Here is a 14,889-nt window from a genome sequence, read left to right as displayed (position 1 = left end):
CGTCACAGCCAGTACTCCGCTGCCGGGCGCAGGTGCATCGGGCGCGTGGGGATGTCGGGCAGGGCGTCGGCGGTGGTGCGCAGCGCGTGCGTGGCCGCGTCGGCGAAGGCGTGGACGGCGGCGTCGCCGTGTCCGCGCGGCCAGGCGACGGAGTGCCGCCGGGCCAGCGGCGCTCCGGCAAGGGGCCGCCACACGAGGGCGTCGCTCTCGGCGGGCGCCGCGTCGCGCGGGGCGAGGGCGACGGCGCCCGCGGAGAGCACGAGTCCGCGGACGAAGCTGGCGCCCTGCCCGTGCCGGACGGCGGCCGGGGTGTAGCCGCCGCGGGCGCAGGTGGTCAGCAGGTCGTCGTAGAGCGCGGGGGCGGTGGCGCGCGGGAAGAGGATCAGGTCGCAGCCGGTGAGCGCGGCGAGGGGTACCTCGGTGGACGAGGCCGCCGGGGCGTCGCGCGGCAGCAGCACGCCGAGCTCGCGGCGCAGCACGGGGCCGAGTTCCAGGCCGGTCACGTCGCAGGGGTGGTGGATGAGTCCGACGTCGAGTTCGCGGGCGGCGAAGCGGGCGAGCTGTTCGGCGGTGGACAGCTCGTGGAGCTCCAGCTCGACTCCCTTGTTGCGTTCCTGGAAGGACGTCAGTACCGCGGCGACCGTGCCGCCCGCGATGTCCGGCGGCAGCGCGGCGCGCAGCAGCCCGCTCTCGCCGTCCCGGATCCGGCGTGCGGTGGCCAGCAGCGCCTCGGAGCGGGCGAGCAGCTCGCGCGCCTCCGGCAGCAGCAGCGTGCCCGCCTTGGTGATCGTCACCTGTCGGCTGGTGCGGTCGAAGAGCCGCACCTGGAGTTCCCGCTCCAGGCGCTGGACGCGCTGCGACAGGGGCGGCTGGGCCATGCCGAGGCGGGCGGCGGCCCGGCCGAAGTGTGACTCTTCTGCAACAGCCACGAAGCACTCCAGGTGCCGGATCAGGTCCACGATCAGCAATCATATGCGATTCTGATCGATCCTTGATTGATATGAGACTTGGACAGAAGGGTGGGCAGATTGCTCTCCTTCCCGGCATGACGCACCCTTCCTCCACCCACGATCCGGATCTCGGCCACGTCACGACGTACCGCCGCCGCCCCCGCCGCACCGGGCGCAGGGCCGCCGTCGCGGTCACCGCGGTCCTCGCCGTCACCGCGGGCGGCGCGTACGCCGCGGGGCTCGGCCCCTTCGAGCGGGGCGACGGGGCCCCCGACCCGGCGGCGCTCACCCAGGCCCGGGCGTTCCTCGCGGACTGGGCGGGCGGCCGGCTCGACGGCGCGGCCGCCCGCACCACGGACCCCGCCGCGGCGCGCCAGGTGCTGCGCAACTTCACCGCCGGGCTCGACATCAAGGGGCCCCGGCTCACCGCGGCGCGGGCGACGCGGGCCGACGACGGCTCGGTCCGGGTGCCGTTCACCGCGAAGATGCCCGTCACGGGCCTGGGGGCGTGGACGTACACCTCCGGGCTGCCCCTGCGCGAGCAGCGGGGCGGCGGCTGGAAGGTCGACTGGAAGCTGTCCCTCGTCCATCCCCACCTGAGCGAGAGCGCCAAGTTCCGCCTGGAGCGCGAGGACACGGCCGCCCCGAAGGTCACCGACCGCACCGGGGCCTCACTGACCGGCGACTCCTATCCCTCCTTGCAGGCCGTGCTCTCCCAGTTCGCCGGGGGCGGGGCCGGGCCGCGCGGGGCGATCCGGCTCGTCGACCGGGCCACCGGCGAGGTGAAGGGGACGGAGACCACGTTCGGCGCGAAGAAGACCCCTGCCGACGAGCCCGTCGCGACCACCCTCGACGCCTCCTGGCAGTCCGCCGCCGAGAAGGCGATGGCCGAGGCCGACGGTAAGAACGCCTCGCTCGTCGCGCTCCGCGTCGACAACGGCGAGGTGCTCGCCATGGCCAACTCCCCCGCCACCGGCTTCAACCGCGCGGTCTCGGGCACGTACGCGCCCGGCTCCACCTGGAAGATCGTCACGAGCAGCGCGCTGCTGCTCAAGGGCGCGGTCGAGCCGGACGACGTCGTGGACTGTCCCAAGTATCTGACCGTGGGCAAGGAGTTCCACAACGTGGAGACGTCCGAGTTCCGCGGCGCGACCTTCCGCAAGGACTTCACCGAGTCCTGCAACACGGCCTTCATCAGCCTGCGCGGCCGGCTCGGCGGGTCCGAACTCGGGGACGTGGCCCGCAAGTACTTCGGCGTCGGGCAGGAGTGGCACGTCGGGATCCCGTCGTACGACGGGTCGGTGCCGGTGCCGAAGGACGAGACGGAGAAGGCCGCGTCCATGATCGGGCAGGGCCGCATCCAGGCGAATCCCCTGATCATGGCGTCGGTCACGGCGACGGCGGCGTCCGGTACCTTCCACCAGCCGACCATCGTGCGCGGTGCCAAGGACACGACGTCCACGACCCCGCTTCCCGCGTCCGTGGTCGGACAGCTGCGCACGATGATGCGGGCCACCGTCACCGAGGGGACCGCCCGGGTGCTGGCCGATCTGCCCGGCGGCATCGGCGCGAAGACCGGCACCGCGGAGGTCTCCGAGGACGAGCCCAACAACGGCTGGCTCGTCGCGCGGCGCGGCAACGTGGCCGTCGCCTGCGTCGTGGAGCAGGGCGTCACCGGTGGCGGGTCGGCCGGTCCGATCCTGCACAGCCTGCTGTCCGCCGTACCGGACGACCCGTCGTGAGGCGCGGGTCCGCGCCTACTGCCAGACCCTGATGTAGTCGACGTACATCGTGGAGTTCCAGTCGAACGTCTCGTCGTGGACCGAGCCGTCCGCCCAGCCGTCCAGGACCTCGTGCGACAGGATCGGGAACTCCTTCACCTGGCTGATGAGTTGAGGGTCGGTGACGGTGCGGACCACGGCACCGTCGTAGAGGAACTGCAGCTGGGTGGGGGTCCAGCTGAGGCCGAACGTGTGGTACCAGGTGCTGTGCAGGCCGGGCGCGTTCGCGACGGTGCCGGACGACTTGTGGTCGGCGCCGTAACCGTCGTAGTGCAGGGTCACGGAGTACTTGTCGGCCTGGTAGTTGGTCTCGGTGATGTCCATCTCGGCGCCGTCGCGCGCGGTGCCGTCGACGGCGCCGCCGGGGGTGAGCCCTCCGTCTGCCTGCAGCCACAGCGCGGCGAGGTGTCCGTTGGTCGCGGCCGGGGTGTGGATCCTGGCCTCGATCGTGCCGTACGTGTAGTCGAACGTGCCCTGGCTGTCGATGCGGCCGCCGGAGTACTGGCCCGCGGCGAGCTGTTTGACGTCGATGGCGAGGGCGCCGTTGCCGTCGGTGCGGACATTGGCCGGCTTGTACCACCAGCGGTCGGTGCCCGCGGCGCCGGAGCGCTCCTCGTCGCGGGCGGTCCACCGGGCCGTGCTGACGGTCGAGCCGTCGAACTCGTCGCTGAACACCAGGGTCTGGGCCGCGGCGGCGGGCGCGGCGCCGGTGCTCAGCGGACTGGCGTCGGCGGGGGTGGCGGGGTCGACGAGTGCGGTCCCGGTCGCGGCGTCCCGCGCGTCGGGCTCCGCCGCCTGTGCGGGCAGCGCGCCGAGCAGGGCGCCCGCGGCCAGCAGGGCGATCGTCGTCATCGTGGTTCGGTCTCGCATGGCCTCACCCTTCGGTCTCGCGTCTCCTCGGATAGAAAACGCTTTCCCGCTGGGTCAGGGTGCAGGGCATGAAGCGGACACGTCAAGACCCCTTGTAGGTGCGGAAGGTGAGAAGACCGCTTTGTGGTAACCGGTTCCAGCCCCGGCCCCGTCCTCGCCGCGGACGCCCTCAGAGATCGCCGCCGAGCCCGCTGCTCACCACGTAACTGCACTGCGTGTAGGTGTATCCGGGCTGGATGGTGCCGCCCGCGGCGCGGCTGCGGGCGGTGGCCTGCGAGCCGCCCGGCTTGTGCAGGAAGTGGTACGTCCCCGCGGGCAGCCGCAGCGTCTTCTTCGGATAGTTCCTGCCGCTCGCCTTGCATGCCTTGCTGCTTCCCGCAGCCTCACTGCCGTACGTCGAGCAGGAACCGCAGGCGCCGATGGTGACGCGCCCGGTGACCGGCCCGGTGTAGAGGATCTCGACGGGGCCGGGCCCGTCGTTGCTGATCACCATCTCCATGCGTGCGCCGCCGGGCGCGTGGGCGCGCGGCAACCGGGCGCCCGCGGACGGGCGCTGCTCGGCGATCTCGGCGGCGATGGCGACCTGCTGGGCGCGACCGCGCCGCTTGTCGCTCTTGTACGTGCCCGCGAAGTCGGCCAGGGTCTTGCGGGCCTCGGCGAACTTCCCGTCCTCGAACTGGTCCATCCCGCAGGCGTAGACACCCTTGCCGACGGCCGCGTCGATGTCCCCGCGCACGTGCCCGGGGGCGGGCTCGGGCAGTTCCTTAGCGGTGTCGCCGATCCGGCGCAGCTCGTCGGTGGCGCGGCACGGTTCGGCGCCGGAGAGGTCACCGGCGCGTCGGTCGACGGCGGCGCGGACCGCGGGCTCCACCTCGGCCGCCTGCGCCGACTCGGGGAACGTGCGCAGGAGTTGGCCGAGTTCGCCGCCGCTCCCGTCGCTCTCTGCGCTGCCGAGCTTGCCGGTGCCGCACTTCAGGAGGGAGACCGCGAGCGGCTTGTCGGGCCAGGTCGCGAGGGAGCCGAGGACGTCGCGGTCGATCGCCTTCGGCACGTCCCGCAGATAGGTGAGGGGCGCGACGGCCGCGCAGTGGTCGGCGTCGGCGTACGGCGCGGCGACCGTCTTGTAGTAGGTGTCGAGGCTGTCGTGGACGCGGTGCGCGGCGCGGGAGTCCGGGTGGTCCTCGGCGAGGGCGCGGTAGCGGGTCAGGGCGGTGCGGTAGTCGGGGCGCGCCTCGGCGAAGCCCTCGGCGGAGGCCGCCTCGACGAGGGCGTCCGTCGCGGCGAGCCGGTCGAGCAGCATCTCCTCGACGGCGTCGTCCCGCAGTCCGCCGTACGCGACCGCTCCTCCGGCGGGCACGGCGAGCAGGGCGACCGCGACCGCGACGACGGCAACGGGCCTGGCGCGTACGGCGGTCGCGGGTGCGCGCAGCCCGCGGCGCGCACCGTCCGCCGCCGCGAGGAGCAGGAGGGCGAGGTATCCGACGAGGGCCCATCGCGGCACCCCGTCCGGGTCGGCGGGCAGGGCGACGACGAGCAGCGCGGCCGTCGCGGCGAGGCACAGCGCGGCGAGCAGCCACCGGCGCAGGTAGAGGTACCCCAGGCCCAGGCCGCAGAGATTGAGCAGGCCGGCGGCGAGCGCGCGGGCCGGCTCGGCGGGGCCCGGCGCAGGTCTCGGCGGCCGCGCGGGCATCGGCGGGGGCGCGGCCGGCATCCCGGGCGGGGGCGGGGGCGGGGGCCCCGGCACGGAGCCCGGGGGCGGCGGCATCGCGGGAGGCGGCCCGAACGCGCCGCCTTCCGGGGAACCGGCCCCGGCTCCCCCCGCCTGTCCCGCCTGCCCCGCACCACTGTCGGACGCGTCCCCCGGCCACCTCATCGCGGTCCCCCAACCGTCAGGCGTCACACACCGGTTGACACGATCCGGGGCGGCGGCGGACCTGTCAATCGGTCACGGGGCACGAACTCACCGTATGCGGGGACATCGACGGGCTCGTCACATCCTGACCACCGGGCGGCGAGCCACGTTCAGGGGCGACCACGCGGGCGCCGCGGCCGCATCCGATCACCGCCCGCGGACGGGCACAGAGAAGACGCGACAGAAGACTCAAGAGAAGGCACAGGGGCAGCCGCCGTTCAGAAGCCGCAGGTCAGATACCTATACACTCGACGTATACACGCTATGTATAGTGCTGGCATGTCCGTCGCACCTGTGAAGATGATGAAAATACGAAGAGGGTTCCGTGCGGTCGCCGTCCTGGCGGTCGCCGGGACCCTCGCCCTCGGCCTGAGCGGCTGCACCCAGTACGACACGACCAGCCCGAGCGGCGCCCGCAAGGCCGGCGCCGTCGACGCGAAGGCGGGCGGCGCGCGCTCCACGGCCGACCGGTTCGGCACGGTCGACTGCCGCCGGGCCAAGTGCGTCGCCCTCACCTTCGACGCGGGCCCCAGCGAGAACAGCCCCCGGCTGCTCGACATCCTCAAGGACAAGAAGGTCCCCGCGACGTTCTTCCTGCTCGGCAAGAACCACATCGCCAAGCACCCGGAGCTGGTCCGGCGGATGGCCCGGGAGGGCCACGAGCTGGCCAGCCACACCTGGGACCACAAGATCCTCACGGACATCGACGACGCGCAGATCAGGGACGAGTTCAAGCGCACCGACGACGCCGTGGAACGGCTGACCGGCAAACGCCCCACCCTGATGCGGCCGCCGCAGGGCCGGACGGACGACCACGTCGGCGAACTCGCGAAGGAGGAGGGCCTGGCGCAGATCCTGTGGGACGTGACCACCAAGGACTACACGACCACGGACTCCGCCCTGATCCAGAAACGCGCCGTCGATCAGACCAGGCGCGACAGCATCATCCTGCTGCACGACATCTACCGGGGCACGGTCCCGGCCGTCCCCGGCATCATCGACGCGCTCAAACAGAAGGGCTACGTCTTCGTGACGGTCCCGCAGCTGTTCGCCCCCGGCACGGCGGAGCCGGGCAGGATCTACCGCCCGTGAGCCGGTCCACGGGCCGGATCGGACCCGCCGCACCGGCAGCGGCAGTGGCAGCTCGGCGAGGGACGGGGCCCGGCGCCGCACACGAGCAGCAGGGCGTGCGGGCTTGCGCAGCCGCCCAGTTGGGACGCGGAACGCGACGACACGCCAGGCGCGGTGCGGCCGGGCCCGCCGCAAGGGACCTACGCTCGCGGCGTGGCCCATGTCCGTATCGTCCGTGAGACCCCGCTGCCCGCCGCCGAGGCGTGGCGGCGCCTGACCGACTGGGAGCGGCACGGCGACGTCGTACCGCTCACCCGCGTCACCGTGACCACGCCGTCACCGACGGCCGCGGGCACCGTGTTCGTGGCCCGTACCGGGATCGGCGGCCGGTTCGGCTTCGACGATCCGATGGAGGTGGTCGCCTGGCAGCCGCCGCGCCGCTGCCGCCTCGTCAAGCACGGCCGGTTCGTCACCGGCTGGGCCGAGTTCGAGGTACGGGCGCTCGGGGCCGACCGGTCGCGGGTGGAGTGGCGCGAGGAGCTACGGGTGCGCGGGGTGCCCGCCGTGGCGGATCCGCTGCTCGCGGCGGCAGGGCGATGGATGTTCGGCAGAGCGGTGAACGGCCTTTTGCGGTACGGGAGTTGACGGGTCGGACAGCTCGTCGGCCACCCGGATCAGTTGTATCTTGTCCCACTTGGTCGCACTCCTCCGTACGGAAGCGAGCCGTCTCATGGCCATAGCCGTCTACGGCGCCACCGGGCACACCGGGCGCCTCGTCACCGCCGAACTCCTCGCCCGCGGCCAGGACGTGATCCTCGCCGGCCGCGGTGAGCCGGGCCTGCGCGCCCTGGCCGCCGAGCTCGCCGCCCCCGCCCGCCTCAGCGTCCACGCGGCGCCCCTCGACGACGAGGTGGCCCTGCGCCGGCTGGCCGAACGGGCCGACGCCATGAACCACTGCGCGGGCCCCTTCACCACGACGGGCGCCCCGGTCGCCCGCGCCGCGGCCGAGGCCGGCATCCCGTACGTCGACCACGCCCTCGAACCGCACGCGGTCAAGCACCTCTTCGACGACTGCCAGAGCATCGCCGAGCGCACCGGAGCCGTGCTGATCCCGCAGATGAGCTTCTACGGCGGGCTCGGCGACCTGCTCGCCGCGGCCGCCGCCGAGGGGCTGCCGGACGTGGAGAAGGTCACCGTCGGATACGCCGTCACGGGCTGGCGGATGACGCGCGGCGCGGTGGACACCGCGCACCTCCTCATCGGCGAGACCGACCGCATCTCCTACTCGGACGGCGCCCAGCACATCGGCCCGGTGGAGACCCGCGACGCCGTCTTCCCGTTCCCGCCGCCGGTCGGGCCGCGCGCCACCATCGTGCCGTTCCCGTCCGGCGAGGTCGTCACCGTGCCCCGGCACGTCCCGGCCCGTTCGGTCGAAGTGCAGCTCACCGCCTCGACGTTCGAGGAGGAACAGACCTTCAGCAGCGTCGACGCGAGCCCCGAGGAGCGGGCCCGCACCGAGTTCACCGTCGCGGCGCAGGTCGTCCGGGACGGAGGCGGCGGCCGGACGGCGTTCGTGCGCGGGCGGGACATCTGGCGGGCCGGGGCACTCGCCTCGGTGGAGGCGGTGCTCCGGCTCACCGGCGGCGAGGGGCCGCGCAAGGCCGGGGTGTTCAGCCCGGCCGAGGCGTTCGAGGCGGCGCCCTTTCTGCGGTCGCTGGCCGATCAGGAGTCGTTCGAGTTGACGCTCCCGGACTCCTGAACCCCGCTACAGGAGCGGCGGGTTGGCGTACCGCACCAGTTCAAGTGCCTGCTGCGGGAACCAGTCCCCCGCCTTGGGGTCGAGGCCGCCGCGCTCGGGGTCCTCGGGGCCTTCCGTCCCCCGCAGGCACAGCCCGTCCGACTCCCCCGGCGTCTTGATCCACAGGCGCGCGTCCTGCAAGGGGTCGCCGGTGCGCAGGGTCGGGCGGGCGCCCAGGCCCCGGTCCGGCGGATTGCACCAGTCCTGCGGGTCGGTGTACTTGCCGGCCGGCGGGGTCCACGGGCCCCGGCCGTTGCGGCTGGAGTCGGTCACGAAGTGCGCCATCCGCGACGCGGGGACATGGACGTGCGCGTCGATCCAGGCCTGCGTCGCGGCCCGCGGCGCGTGCTGGTCCGGGCAGTCCGCGGCGTCGCCGCCCCCGTCCACGTACGCGACGCACGACGATATCAGCTTGCCGTACCAGGAGTTGGCGTCGTCCGTGTTGTAGTTCGAGGCGTTGGTGTAGAAGCCGGAGGCGCGCAGCACGCCGCCCTTGATCAGGCGCGGCACGATCGAGCCGACGGCGTGCCAGCCGGGGTGCCCGGTGTCGAGGTAGACCCGGGTGCCGCGCAGGGGCTCCAGCGTGTCGACGGCGTAGTTCACCTCGGCGTAGCGGGCGGCGGTCTTGGTGCCCTGGGCGTCGTCCTGTCCGCAGTCGGCGGGGAGCAGGGCGAGCGCGTCGGGTTCGAGGATCACCAGGGCGTCGCGGGCGCCGATGCCGCGGGCCACGGCGTCGATCCACGCCTGGTACTCGGCGGTGTTCGCGGCGCCGCCCGCGGAGTAGTTGGAGCAGTCGCGGCCGGGGATGTTGTAGAGCGCGAACACGGGGACGGCGTCGTCGCGGCCGGCGTCCCTGACCACGTCGCGGGCCAGCCGCTCGACCTCGGCCGGGCTCTGGTCGCCGAACCAGACCGCCTGCGGGGTGGCGACCATGGCCGTGATGCGGGCCGCGTCGCGGTACTGGCCCGCCCGGACCAGGCCGAGGACCTGCCTGAGGGCGTCCGGGTTGGGATCGGGGACGTAGAGCCGGGAGGCCTGGGCACCGCTGTCGGCGGCGCCGGCCACCGGCCCGCCGAGGAGCAGCACGGCCAGGGCGACGGACAGGGCCGCTATGACGGTTGAGGCACGTCTGAGGGGACCTCGCACGGGTTCACTCCTGGGTCGCAAGGGCACGGGGACTTGCTGGGAGCGCTCCCATAAGAGAGTCCAGGGTGTTGCGTACGGCGTCAAGTACGGTGCACGGGGCGCCTGTTGAACCAGGCGCCCGGTGCGGCGGCGAAGCGGTCAGGCCACCGACCCGATGCGCCGGGTGGACCTGGGCTCGTGGTGGATCGGGGTGTGCGCGCCGGTCAGCGAGACACCGCTGCCGCCCCGCCGGTGGGCGACGATCTCCGAGGCGATGGACACCGCCACCTCCTCCGGTGTGCGGGCGCCGAGGTCGAGCCCGATCGGTGACCGCAGACGGGCCAGCTCCAGCTCGGTGACGCCGACGTCCCGCAGCCGCTCGTTGCGGTCCAGGTGCGTGCGGCGGGAGCCCATGGCGCCCACGTACGCCACCGGGAGGCGCAGCGCGAGGTGGAGGAGCGGGACGTCGAACTTGGCGTCGTGGGTGAGGACGCACAGGACCGTGCGGCCGTCGACGTCGGTGCGCTCCAGGTAGCGGTGCGGCCACTCGACGACGATCTCGTCGGCCTCCGGGAAACGGGCGGCCGTCGCGAAGACGGGCCGCGCGTCGCACACGGTGACGCGGTAGCCGAGGAACTTGCCCATCCGGACGAGCGCCGACGCGAAGTCGATCGCGCCGAAGACGATCATCCGGGGGGCGGGGACGGAGGACTCGACGAGCAGCGTGAGCGGCGCTCCGCAGCGGGAGCCCTGCTCGCCGATCTCCAGGGTGGCGGTGCGGCCCGCGTCGAGATACGCGAGCGCCTCGCCGGCGACCGTGCGGTCGAGTTCGGGGTGGGCGCCGAAGCCGCCCTCGGACGAGCCGTCGGGGCGCACCAGCAGGGCGCGGCCGAGGAGTTCGGCCGGCCCGGACACGATCCGCGCGACCGCCGCCGCCTCCCCCGTGGCGGCGGTGGCCAGCGCGGTCGCGAGCACACCGCGTACGGCCTCGTCCGAGGCGCGTACCGGTGTGACGAGGATGTCGATGACGCCGCCGCAGGTGAGCCCCACGGCGAAGGCGTCGTCGTCGCTGTACCCGAAGCGCTGCAGGTGCGTGACGCCGTCCCGCAGCGCCTCCTGGCACAGCTCGTAGACCGCGCCCTCCACGCAACCGCCGGAGACCGAGCCGATCGCGGTGCCCTCGCTGTCCACGGCGAGGGCCGCGCCGGGCTGCCGGGGCGCGCTCCCGCCGACGGCCACCACGGTGGCCACGGCGAAGTCGCGTCCCTGCTCGACCCACCGGTTGAGCTCTTCGGCGATGTCCAGCATGTCTCGGTCTCCTTAGCGGTTACGGAGCGGGCGTCAGTGGACGCCCATCCAGCTCTCGATCGGGTTGAGCGCGAAGTACACGAGGAAGATCACCGTCAGGCCCCACATGAAGGCCCCGATCTCCCGGGCCTTGCCCTGGGCGATCTTGATGGCGACCCAGGAGATGACGCCCGCGGCGACACCGGTGGTGATGGTGTACGTGAAGGGCATCAGGACCACGGTGAGGAACACCGGGATCGCGGTGGCCCGGTCGGCCCAGTCGACGTGCCGGGCGTTCATCATCATCATGGCGCCGATGACGACGAGCGCGGCGGACGCGACCTCCTGCGGGACGATCGCGGTGACCGGCGTGAAGAACAGGCAGGCCGCGAAGAACAGGCCGGTGACGGCGGAGGCGAGACCCGTGCGGGCCCCCTCGCCGACGCCCGTGGCGGACTCGACGAAGACGGTCTGGCCGGAGCCGCCCGTCACGCCGCCGATCGCGCCGCCGGCCCCGTCGATGAACAGCGCCTTGGACAGGCCCGGCATCCGGCCCTTGTCGTCGGCCAGCTTGGCCTCGGTGCCGACGCCGATGATGGTGGCCATCGCGTCGAAGAACCCGGCGAGCACGAGCGTGAAGACGATCATGCCGACCGTCATGGCGCCGACCTCGCCCCAGCCGCCGAACTCGACCTTGCCGAAGAGCGAGAAGTCCGGCATGGACACCGCGCTGCCGTGCAGCTCGGGGGTGGCGCCGTTGGCCCACTGCTTGGGGCTGATCACGTCGAGCGCGTTGAGGATCATCGCGACGACCGTGCCGGTGATGATGCCGATCAGGATCGCGCCGGGGGTGTTGCGCGCCTGCAGCATGAAGATCAGGAGGAGCGTGCCCGCGAACAGCAGCACCGGCCAGCCGGCGAGTTCGCCCGCCGGGCCGAGCGTGAGCGGGGTGGCCTTGCCGACGTGCACGAAACCGGACTTGTAGAGGCCGATCAGGGCGATGAACAGGCCGATGCCCATGGTGATGCCGTGCTTCAGCGCGAGCGGGATCGCGTTCATGATCATCTCGCGCAGGCCGGTGACGACCAGAAGCATGATCACGACGCCGTACATCACGCACATGCCCATGGCCTGCGGCCAGGTCATCTCGGGGGCGACCTGCGAGGAGATCACACCGGAGACGGAGAGGCCGGCAGCAAGGGCGAGCGGGACCTTGCCGACGAAGCCCATCAGGAGCGTGGTGAACGCGGCGGCGAAGGCGGTCGCGGTGATCAGGGCCTTCTGGCCCATCGTGTCACCGGCGGCGTCCTTGCCGGACAGGATCAGGGGGTTGAGCAGAAGGATGTACGCCATGGCCATGAAGGTCGTGACGCCGCCGCGCACTTCACGCGCGACCGTCGATCCTCGCTCCGATATGTGGAAGTACCGGTCGAGCCAAGACCTGCCGGCGGGCTGGCGCGAACCCGCGCCCGCGTCGTCGGCGGCGGTCTTCGGCTCCACTGACTGCTGGGTCATGGTGCCTCGTTTCCCAAGGTTCAAAGGGGCACCCGCTCAGTGCTCTGGCGCGTGCGGGATTTGGGATGGCTGCACGACCCGGGGGACGGCCCGAGACGGACTGCAACTGGGGTCGGGGGACGGCGTCCCCCGCGTTTCTCAGCGACCCGGCCCCGGCGGGGCCGGGTCGCACACGGCTAGGCCGAAGGGGCCGTGCCCGTCAGGTGCTCGGGCCGGACGGGCGTCCGGTCGAGCTGGAGACCCGTCGCGTTCCGGATCGCCGCGAGGACGGCCGGGGTGGACGACAGGGTCGGGGCCTCGCCGATGCCGCGCAGCCCGTACGGGGCGTGCTCGTCGGCGAGTTCGAGCACGTCGACCGGGATGGTCGGCGTGTCGAGGATCGTGGGGAGCAGGTAGTCCGTGAAGGACGGGTTCCTGACCTTCGCGGTCTTGGGGTCGACGACGATCTCCTCCATGACCGCGATGCCCATGCCCTGGAGGGTGCCGCCCTGGATCTGCCCGACGACGGACAGCGGGTTGAGCGCCTTGCCGACGTCCTGGGCGCAGGCCAGTTCGATGACCTTGACCAGGCCGAGCTCGGTGTCGACCTCGACGACGGCGCGGTGCGCGGCGAAGGAGTACTGCACGTGGCCGTTGCCCTGGCCGGTGACCAGGTCGAAGGCGACGGTGGGCCGGTGGCGCCACTCCTCCTCCAGCTCGACGACCTCGCCCTCCAGGACGTCGACCAGGTCCGCGAGGACCTCGCCGCCGTCGGTGACGACCTTGCCGCCCTCCAGGAGGAGTTCGGCGGTCGCCCACGCCGGGTGGTAGGTGCCCATCTTGCGCCGGCCGATCTCCAGGACCTTCTCGCGCACCAGCTCACAGGCGTTCTTGACGGCGCCGCCGGTGACGTACGTCTGACGCGACGCGGACGTGGAGCCGGCCGAGCCCACCTGGGTGTCGGCGGGGTGGATGGTCACCTGCGCGACGCCCAGCTCGGTGCGGGCGATCTGCGCGTGGACGGTGATGCCGCCCTGGCCGACCTCCGCCATGGCGGTGTGCACGGTGGCGACGGCCTCGCCGTTGATGACCTCCATGCGCACCTTGGCGGTGGAGTAGTCGTCGAAGCCCTCGGAGAAGCCGACGTTCTTGATGCCGACCGCGTAGCCCACACCGCGGACGACGCCTTCGCCGTGCGTGGTGTTGGACAGACCGCCGGGCAGCTGGCGCACGTCGGCGCCCTCGCTGGACTCCCACTGGCGCTCCATCGGCAGCGGCATCGCCTTGACGCGGCGCAGCAGTTCGGCGACCGGGGCCGGGGAGTCGACCGGCTGCCCGGTCGGCATGATGGTCCCCTGCTCCATGGCGTTGAGCTGCCGGAACTCCACTCGGTCCATACCGAGTCTGTCGGCCAGCTTGTCCATCTGTGCCTCGTACGCGAAGCACGCCTGGACCGCGCCGAAGCCGCGCATGGCGCCGCAGGGCGGGTTGTTGGAGTAGAGCGCGATGGCCTCGATGTCGACGTCATCGATCACGTACGGGCCGACCGACAGCGACGAGGCGTTGCCGACGACGGCCGGCGACGCGGACGCGTAGGCGCCGCCGTCGAGGACGATCTTGCACTTCATGTGCGTGATCTTGCCGTCGTTGGTCGCCCCGTGCTCGTAGTACAGCTTGGCGGGGTGGCGGTGGACGTGGCCGAAGAACGACTCGAACCGGTTGTAGACGATCTTGACCGGCTTGTTCGTGCGCAGCGCGAGCAGGCAGGCGTGGATCTGCATCGACAGGTCCTCGCGGCCGCCGAACGCGCCGCCGACGCCGGAGAGCGTCATGCGCACCTTGTCCTCGGGCAGGCCGAGGACCGGGGCGATCTGCTTGAGGTCCGAGTGCAGCCACTGGGTGGCGACGTACAGGTCGACGCCGCCGTCCTCGGACGGCACGGCGAGGCCGGACTCGGGACCGAGGAAGGCCTGGTCCTGCATGCCGAAGTAGTACTCGCCCTTGACGATGACGTCGGCCTTCTTGGCGGCCTCGGCCGCGTCGCCGCGGACGATCGGCTGGCGGTGCACGATGTTCGGGTGCGGTACGTGGCCGATGTGGTGGTCGTCGCGGCCCTCGTGCACGAGGATCGCGTCCGGCGCGGTGGCGCTCGCCTCGTCGGTGATGACGGGCAGTTCGCGGTACTCGACCTTGATCTTGGCGGCGGCGCGGCGCGCGGTCTCCGGGTGGTCGGCGGCGACGATCGCGACGGGCTCGCCGTGGTGGCGGACCTTGCCGTGCGCGAGGACCGGGGTGTCCTGGATCTCCAGGCCGTAGTTCTTCACGTCGGTCGGCAGGTCGTCGTAGGTGAGGACCGCGTAGACGCCGGGCGTCGCGAGCGCCTCGCCGGTGTCGATGGAGACGATCTCGGCGTGCGCGACCGGGGAGCGCAGGATCTGGCCCCACAGCATGTCCTCGTGCCACATGTCGGACGAGTACGCGAACTCACCGGTGACCTTGAGGGTGCCGTCCGGGCGGAGCGTGGACTCGCCGATGCCGCCCTTGGTCTGCGACCCCTGCGTCACATTGAACGGGATACCTGTGGTGCGGGTGTCAGCCATG

11 protein-coding genes are annotated in these 14,889 nt (G+C 72.5%); 4 read left to right on the top strand and 7 right to left on the bottom strand.

Annotated elements, in window-relative coordinates:
• Positions 1-2: 2 nt before the first annotated feature.
• Positions 3-929, bottom strand: a complete 927-nt coding sequence (locus ACVHNB_RS11240) for a LysR family transcriptional regulator (protein WP_456227949.1) — start codon at positions 927-929, stop codon at positions 3-5.
• A 116-nt stretch (positions 930-1,045) separates the two neighbouring features.
• Between ACVHNB_RS11240 and ACVHNB_RS11235 the strand changes: the two genes are divergently transcribed.
• Positions 1,046-2,692 carry a penicillin-binding transpeptidase domain-containing protein gene (locus tag ACVHNB_RS11235; RefSeq protein ID WP_456227948.1) on the top strand — a complete coding sequence of 549 codons (1,647 nt, stop codon included), beginning with the start codon at positions 1,046-1,048 and terminating at the stop codon, positions 2,690-2,692.
• A 15-nt stretch (positions 2,693-2,707) separates the two neighbouring features.
• Here the strand turns inward: ACVHNB_RS11235 and ACVHNB_RS11230 are convergent, their stop codons facing one another.
• Both ACVHNB_RS11230 and ACVHNB_RS11225 read right to left on the bottom strand, forming a co-directional pair.
• Positions 2,708-3,601, bottom strand: coding sequence for a glycoside hydrolase family 16 protein (locus tag ACVHNB_RS11230; RefSeq protein ID WP_428951524.1), 894 nt, complete (start codon positions 3,599-3,601; stop codon positions 2,708-2,710).
• A 169-nt stretch (positions 3,602-3,770) separates the two neighbouring features.
• Positions 3,771-5,366 carry a hypothetical protein gene (locus ACVHNB_RS11225; protein ID WP_456227947.1) on the bottom strand — a complete coding sequence of 532 codons (1,596 nt, stop codon included), beginning with the start codon at positions 5,364-5,366 and terminating at the stop codon, positions 3,771-3,773.
• A gap of 447 nt (positions 5,367-5,813) precedes the next feature.
• Between ACVHNB_RS11225 and ACVHNB_RS11220 the strand changes: the two genes are divergently transcribed.
• The 3 genes from ACVHNB_RS11220 to ACVHNB_RS11210 all read left to right on the top strand — a co-directional run bounded on the left by ACVHNB_RS11220 (position 5,814) and on the right by ACVHNB_RS11210 (position 8,343).
• Positions 5,814-6,605, top strand: coding sequence for a polysaccharide deacetylase family protein (locus ACVHNB_RS11220; protein WP_428957497.1), 792 nt, complete (start codon positions 5,814-5,816; stop codon positions 6,603-6,605).
• Positions 6,606-6,797: 192 nt separating this feature from the next.
• Positions 6,798-7,229: an SRPBCC family protein gene (locus ACVHNB_RS11215; protein WP_428951526.1), complete on the top strand. Its 432-nt coding sequence runs from the start codon at positions 6,798-6,800 to the stop codon at positions 7,227-7,229.
• A gap of 49 nt (positions 7,230-7,278) precedes the next feature.
• Complete coding sequence (locus ACVHNB_RS11210) at positions 7,279-8,343, top strand: saccharopine dehydrogenase NADP-binding domain-containing protein (protein ID WP_428951527.1); 1,065 nt, start codon at positions 7,279-7,281, stop codon at positions 8,341-8,343.
• Positions 8,344-8,349: 6 nt separating this feature from the next.
• Here ACVHNB_RS11210 and ACVHNB_RS11205 read toward each other — a convergent pair whose 3' ends face one another.
• The 4 genes from ACVHNB_RS11205 to ACVHNB_RS11190 form a co-directional block, all read right to left on the bottom strand.
• Positions 8,350-9,528: a glycoside hydrolase family 6 protein gene (locus tag ACVHNB_RS11205; protein WP_428951528.1), complete on the bottom strand. Its 1,179-nt coding sequence runs from the start codon at positions 9,526-9,528 to the stop codon at positions 8,350-8,352.
• 138 nt (positions 9,529-9,666) lie between these two features.
• On the bottom strand, positions 9,667-10,815 hold the full coding sequence (locus tag ACVHNB_RS11200; protein ID WP_428951529.1) for an XdhC family protein: 1,149 nt from the start codon (positions 10,813-10,815) through the stop codon (positions 9,667-9,669).
• A gap of 33 nt (positions 10,816-10,848) precedes the next feature.
• Positions 10,849-12,309, bottom strand: a complete 1,461-nt coding sequence (locus ACVHNB_RS11195) for an NCS2 family permease (RefSeq protein WP_428951530.1) — start codon at positions 12,307-12,309, stop codon at positions 10,849-10,851.
• A gap of 176 nt (positions 12,310-12,485) precedes the next feature.
• Positions 12,486-14,888 carry a xanthine dehydrogenase family protein molybdopterin-binding subunit gene (locus ACVHNB_RS11190; protein WP_428951531.1) on the bottom strand — a complete coding sequence of 801 codons (2,403 nt, stop codon included), beginning with the start codon at positions 14,886-14,888 and terminating at the stop codon, positions 12,486-12,488.
• Position 14,889: the final 1 nt, after the last annotated feature.

The organism is Streptomyces sp. YJ-C3, assembly GCF_053891275.1.
The sequence above is the reverse complement of the archived record's forward strand: the minus strand, read 5'-3'. Positions and strand labels throughout refer to the sequence as shown.

Coding starts and splice junctions, on each gene's coding strand:
- ACVHNB_RS11235 (WP_456227948.1), top strand. CDS start 1,046: ATGACGCACCCTTCCTCCACCCACGATCCGGATCTCGGCCACGTCACG.
- ACVHNB_RS11230 (WP_428951524.1), bottom strand. CDS start 3,601: ATGCGAGACCGAACCACGATGACGACGATCGCCCTGCTGGCCGCGGGC.
- ACVHNB_RS11225 (WP_456227947.1), bottom strand. CDS start 5,366: ATGCCGCCGCCCCCGGGCTCCGTGCCGGGGCCCCCGCCCCCGCCCCCG.
- ACVHNB_RS11220 (WP_428957497.1), top strand. CDS start 5,814: ATGATGAAAATACGAAGAGGGTTCCGTGCGGTCGCCGTCCTGGCGGTC.
- ACVHNB_RS11200 (WP_428951529.1), bottom strand. CDS start 10,815: ATGCTGGACATCGCCGAAGAGCTCAACCGGTGGGTCGAGCAGGGACGC.
- ACVHNB_RS11195 (WP_428951530.1), bottom strand. CDS start 12,309: ATGACCCAGCAGTCAGTGGAGCCGAAGACCGCCGCCGACGACGCGGGC.
- ACVHNB_RS11190 (WP_428951531.1), bottom strand. CDS start 14,888: ATGGCTGACACCCGCACCACAGGTATCCCGTTCAATGTGACGCAGGGG.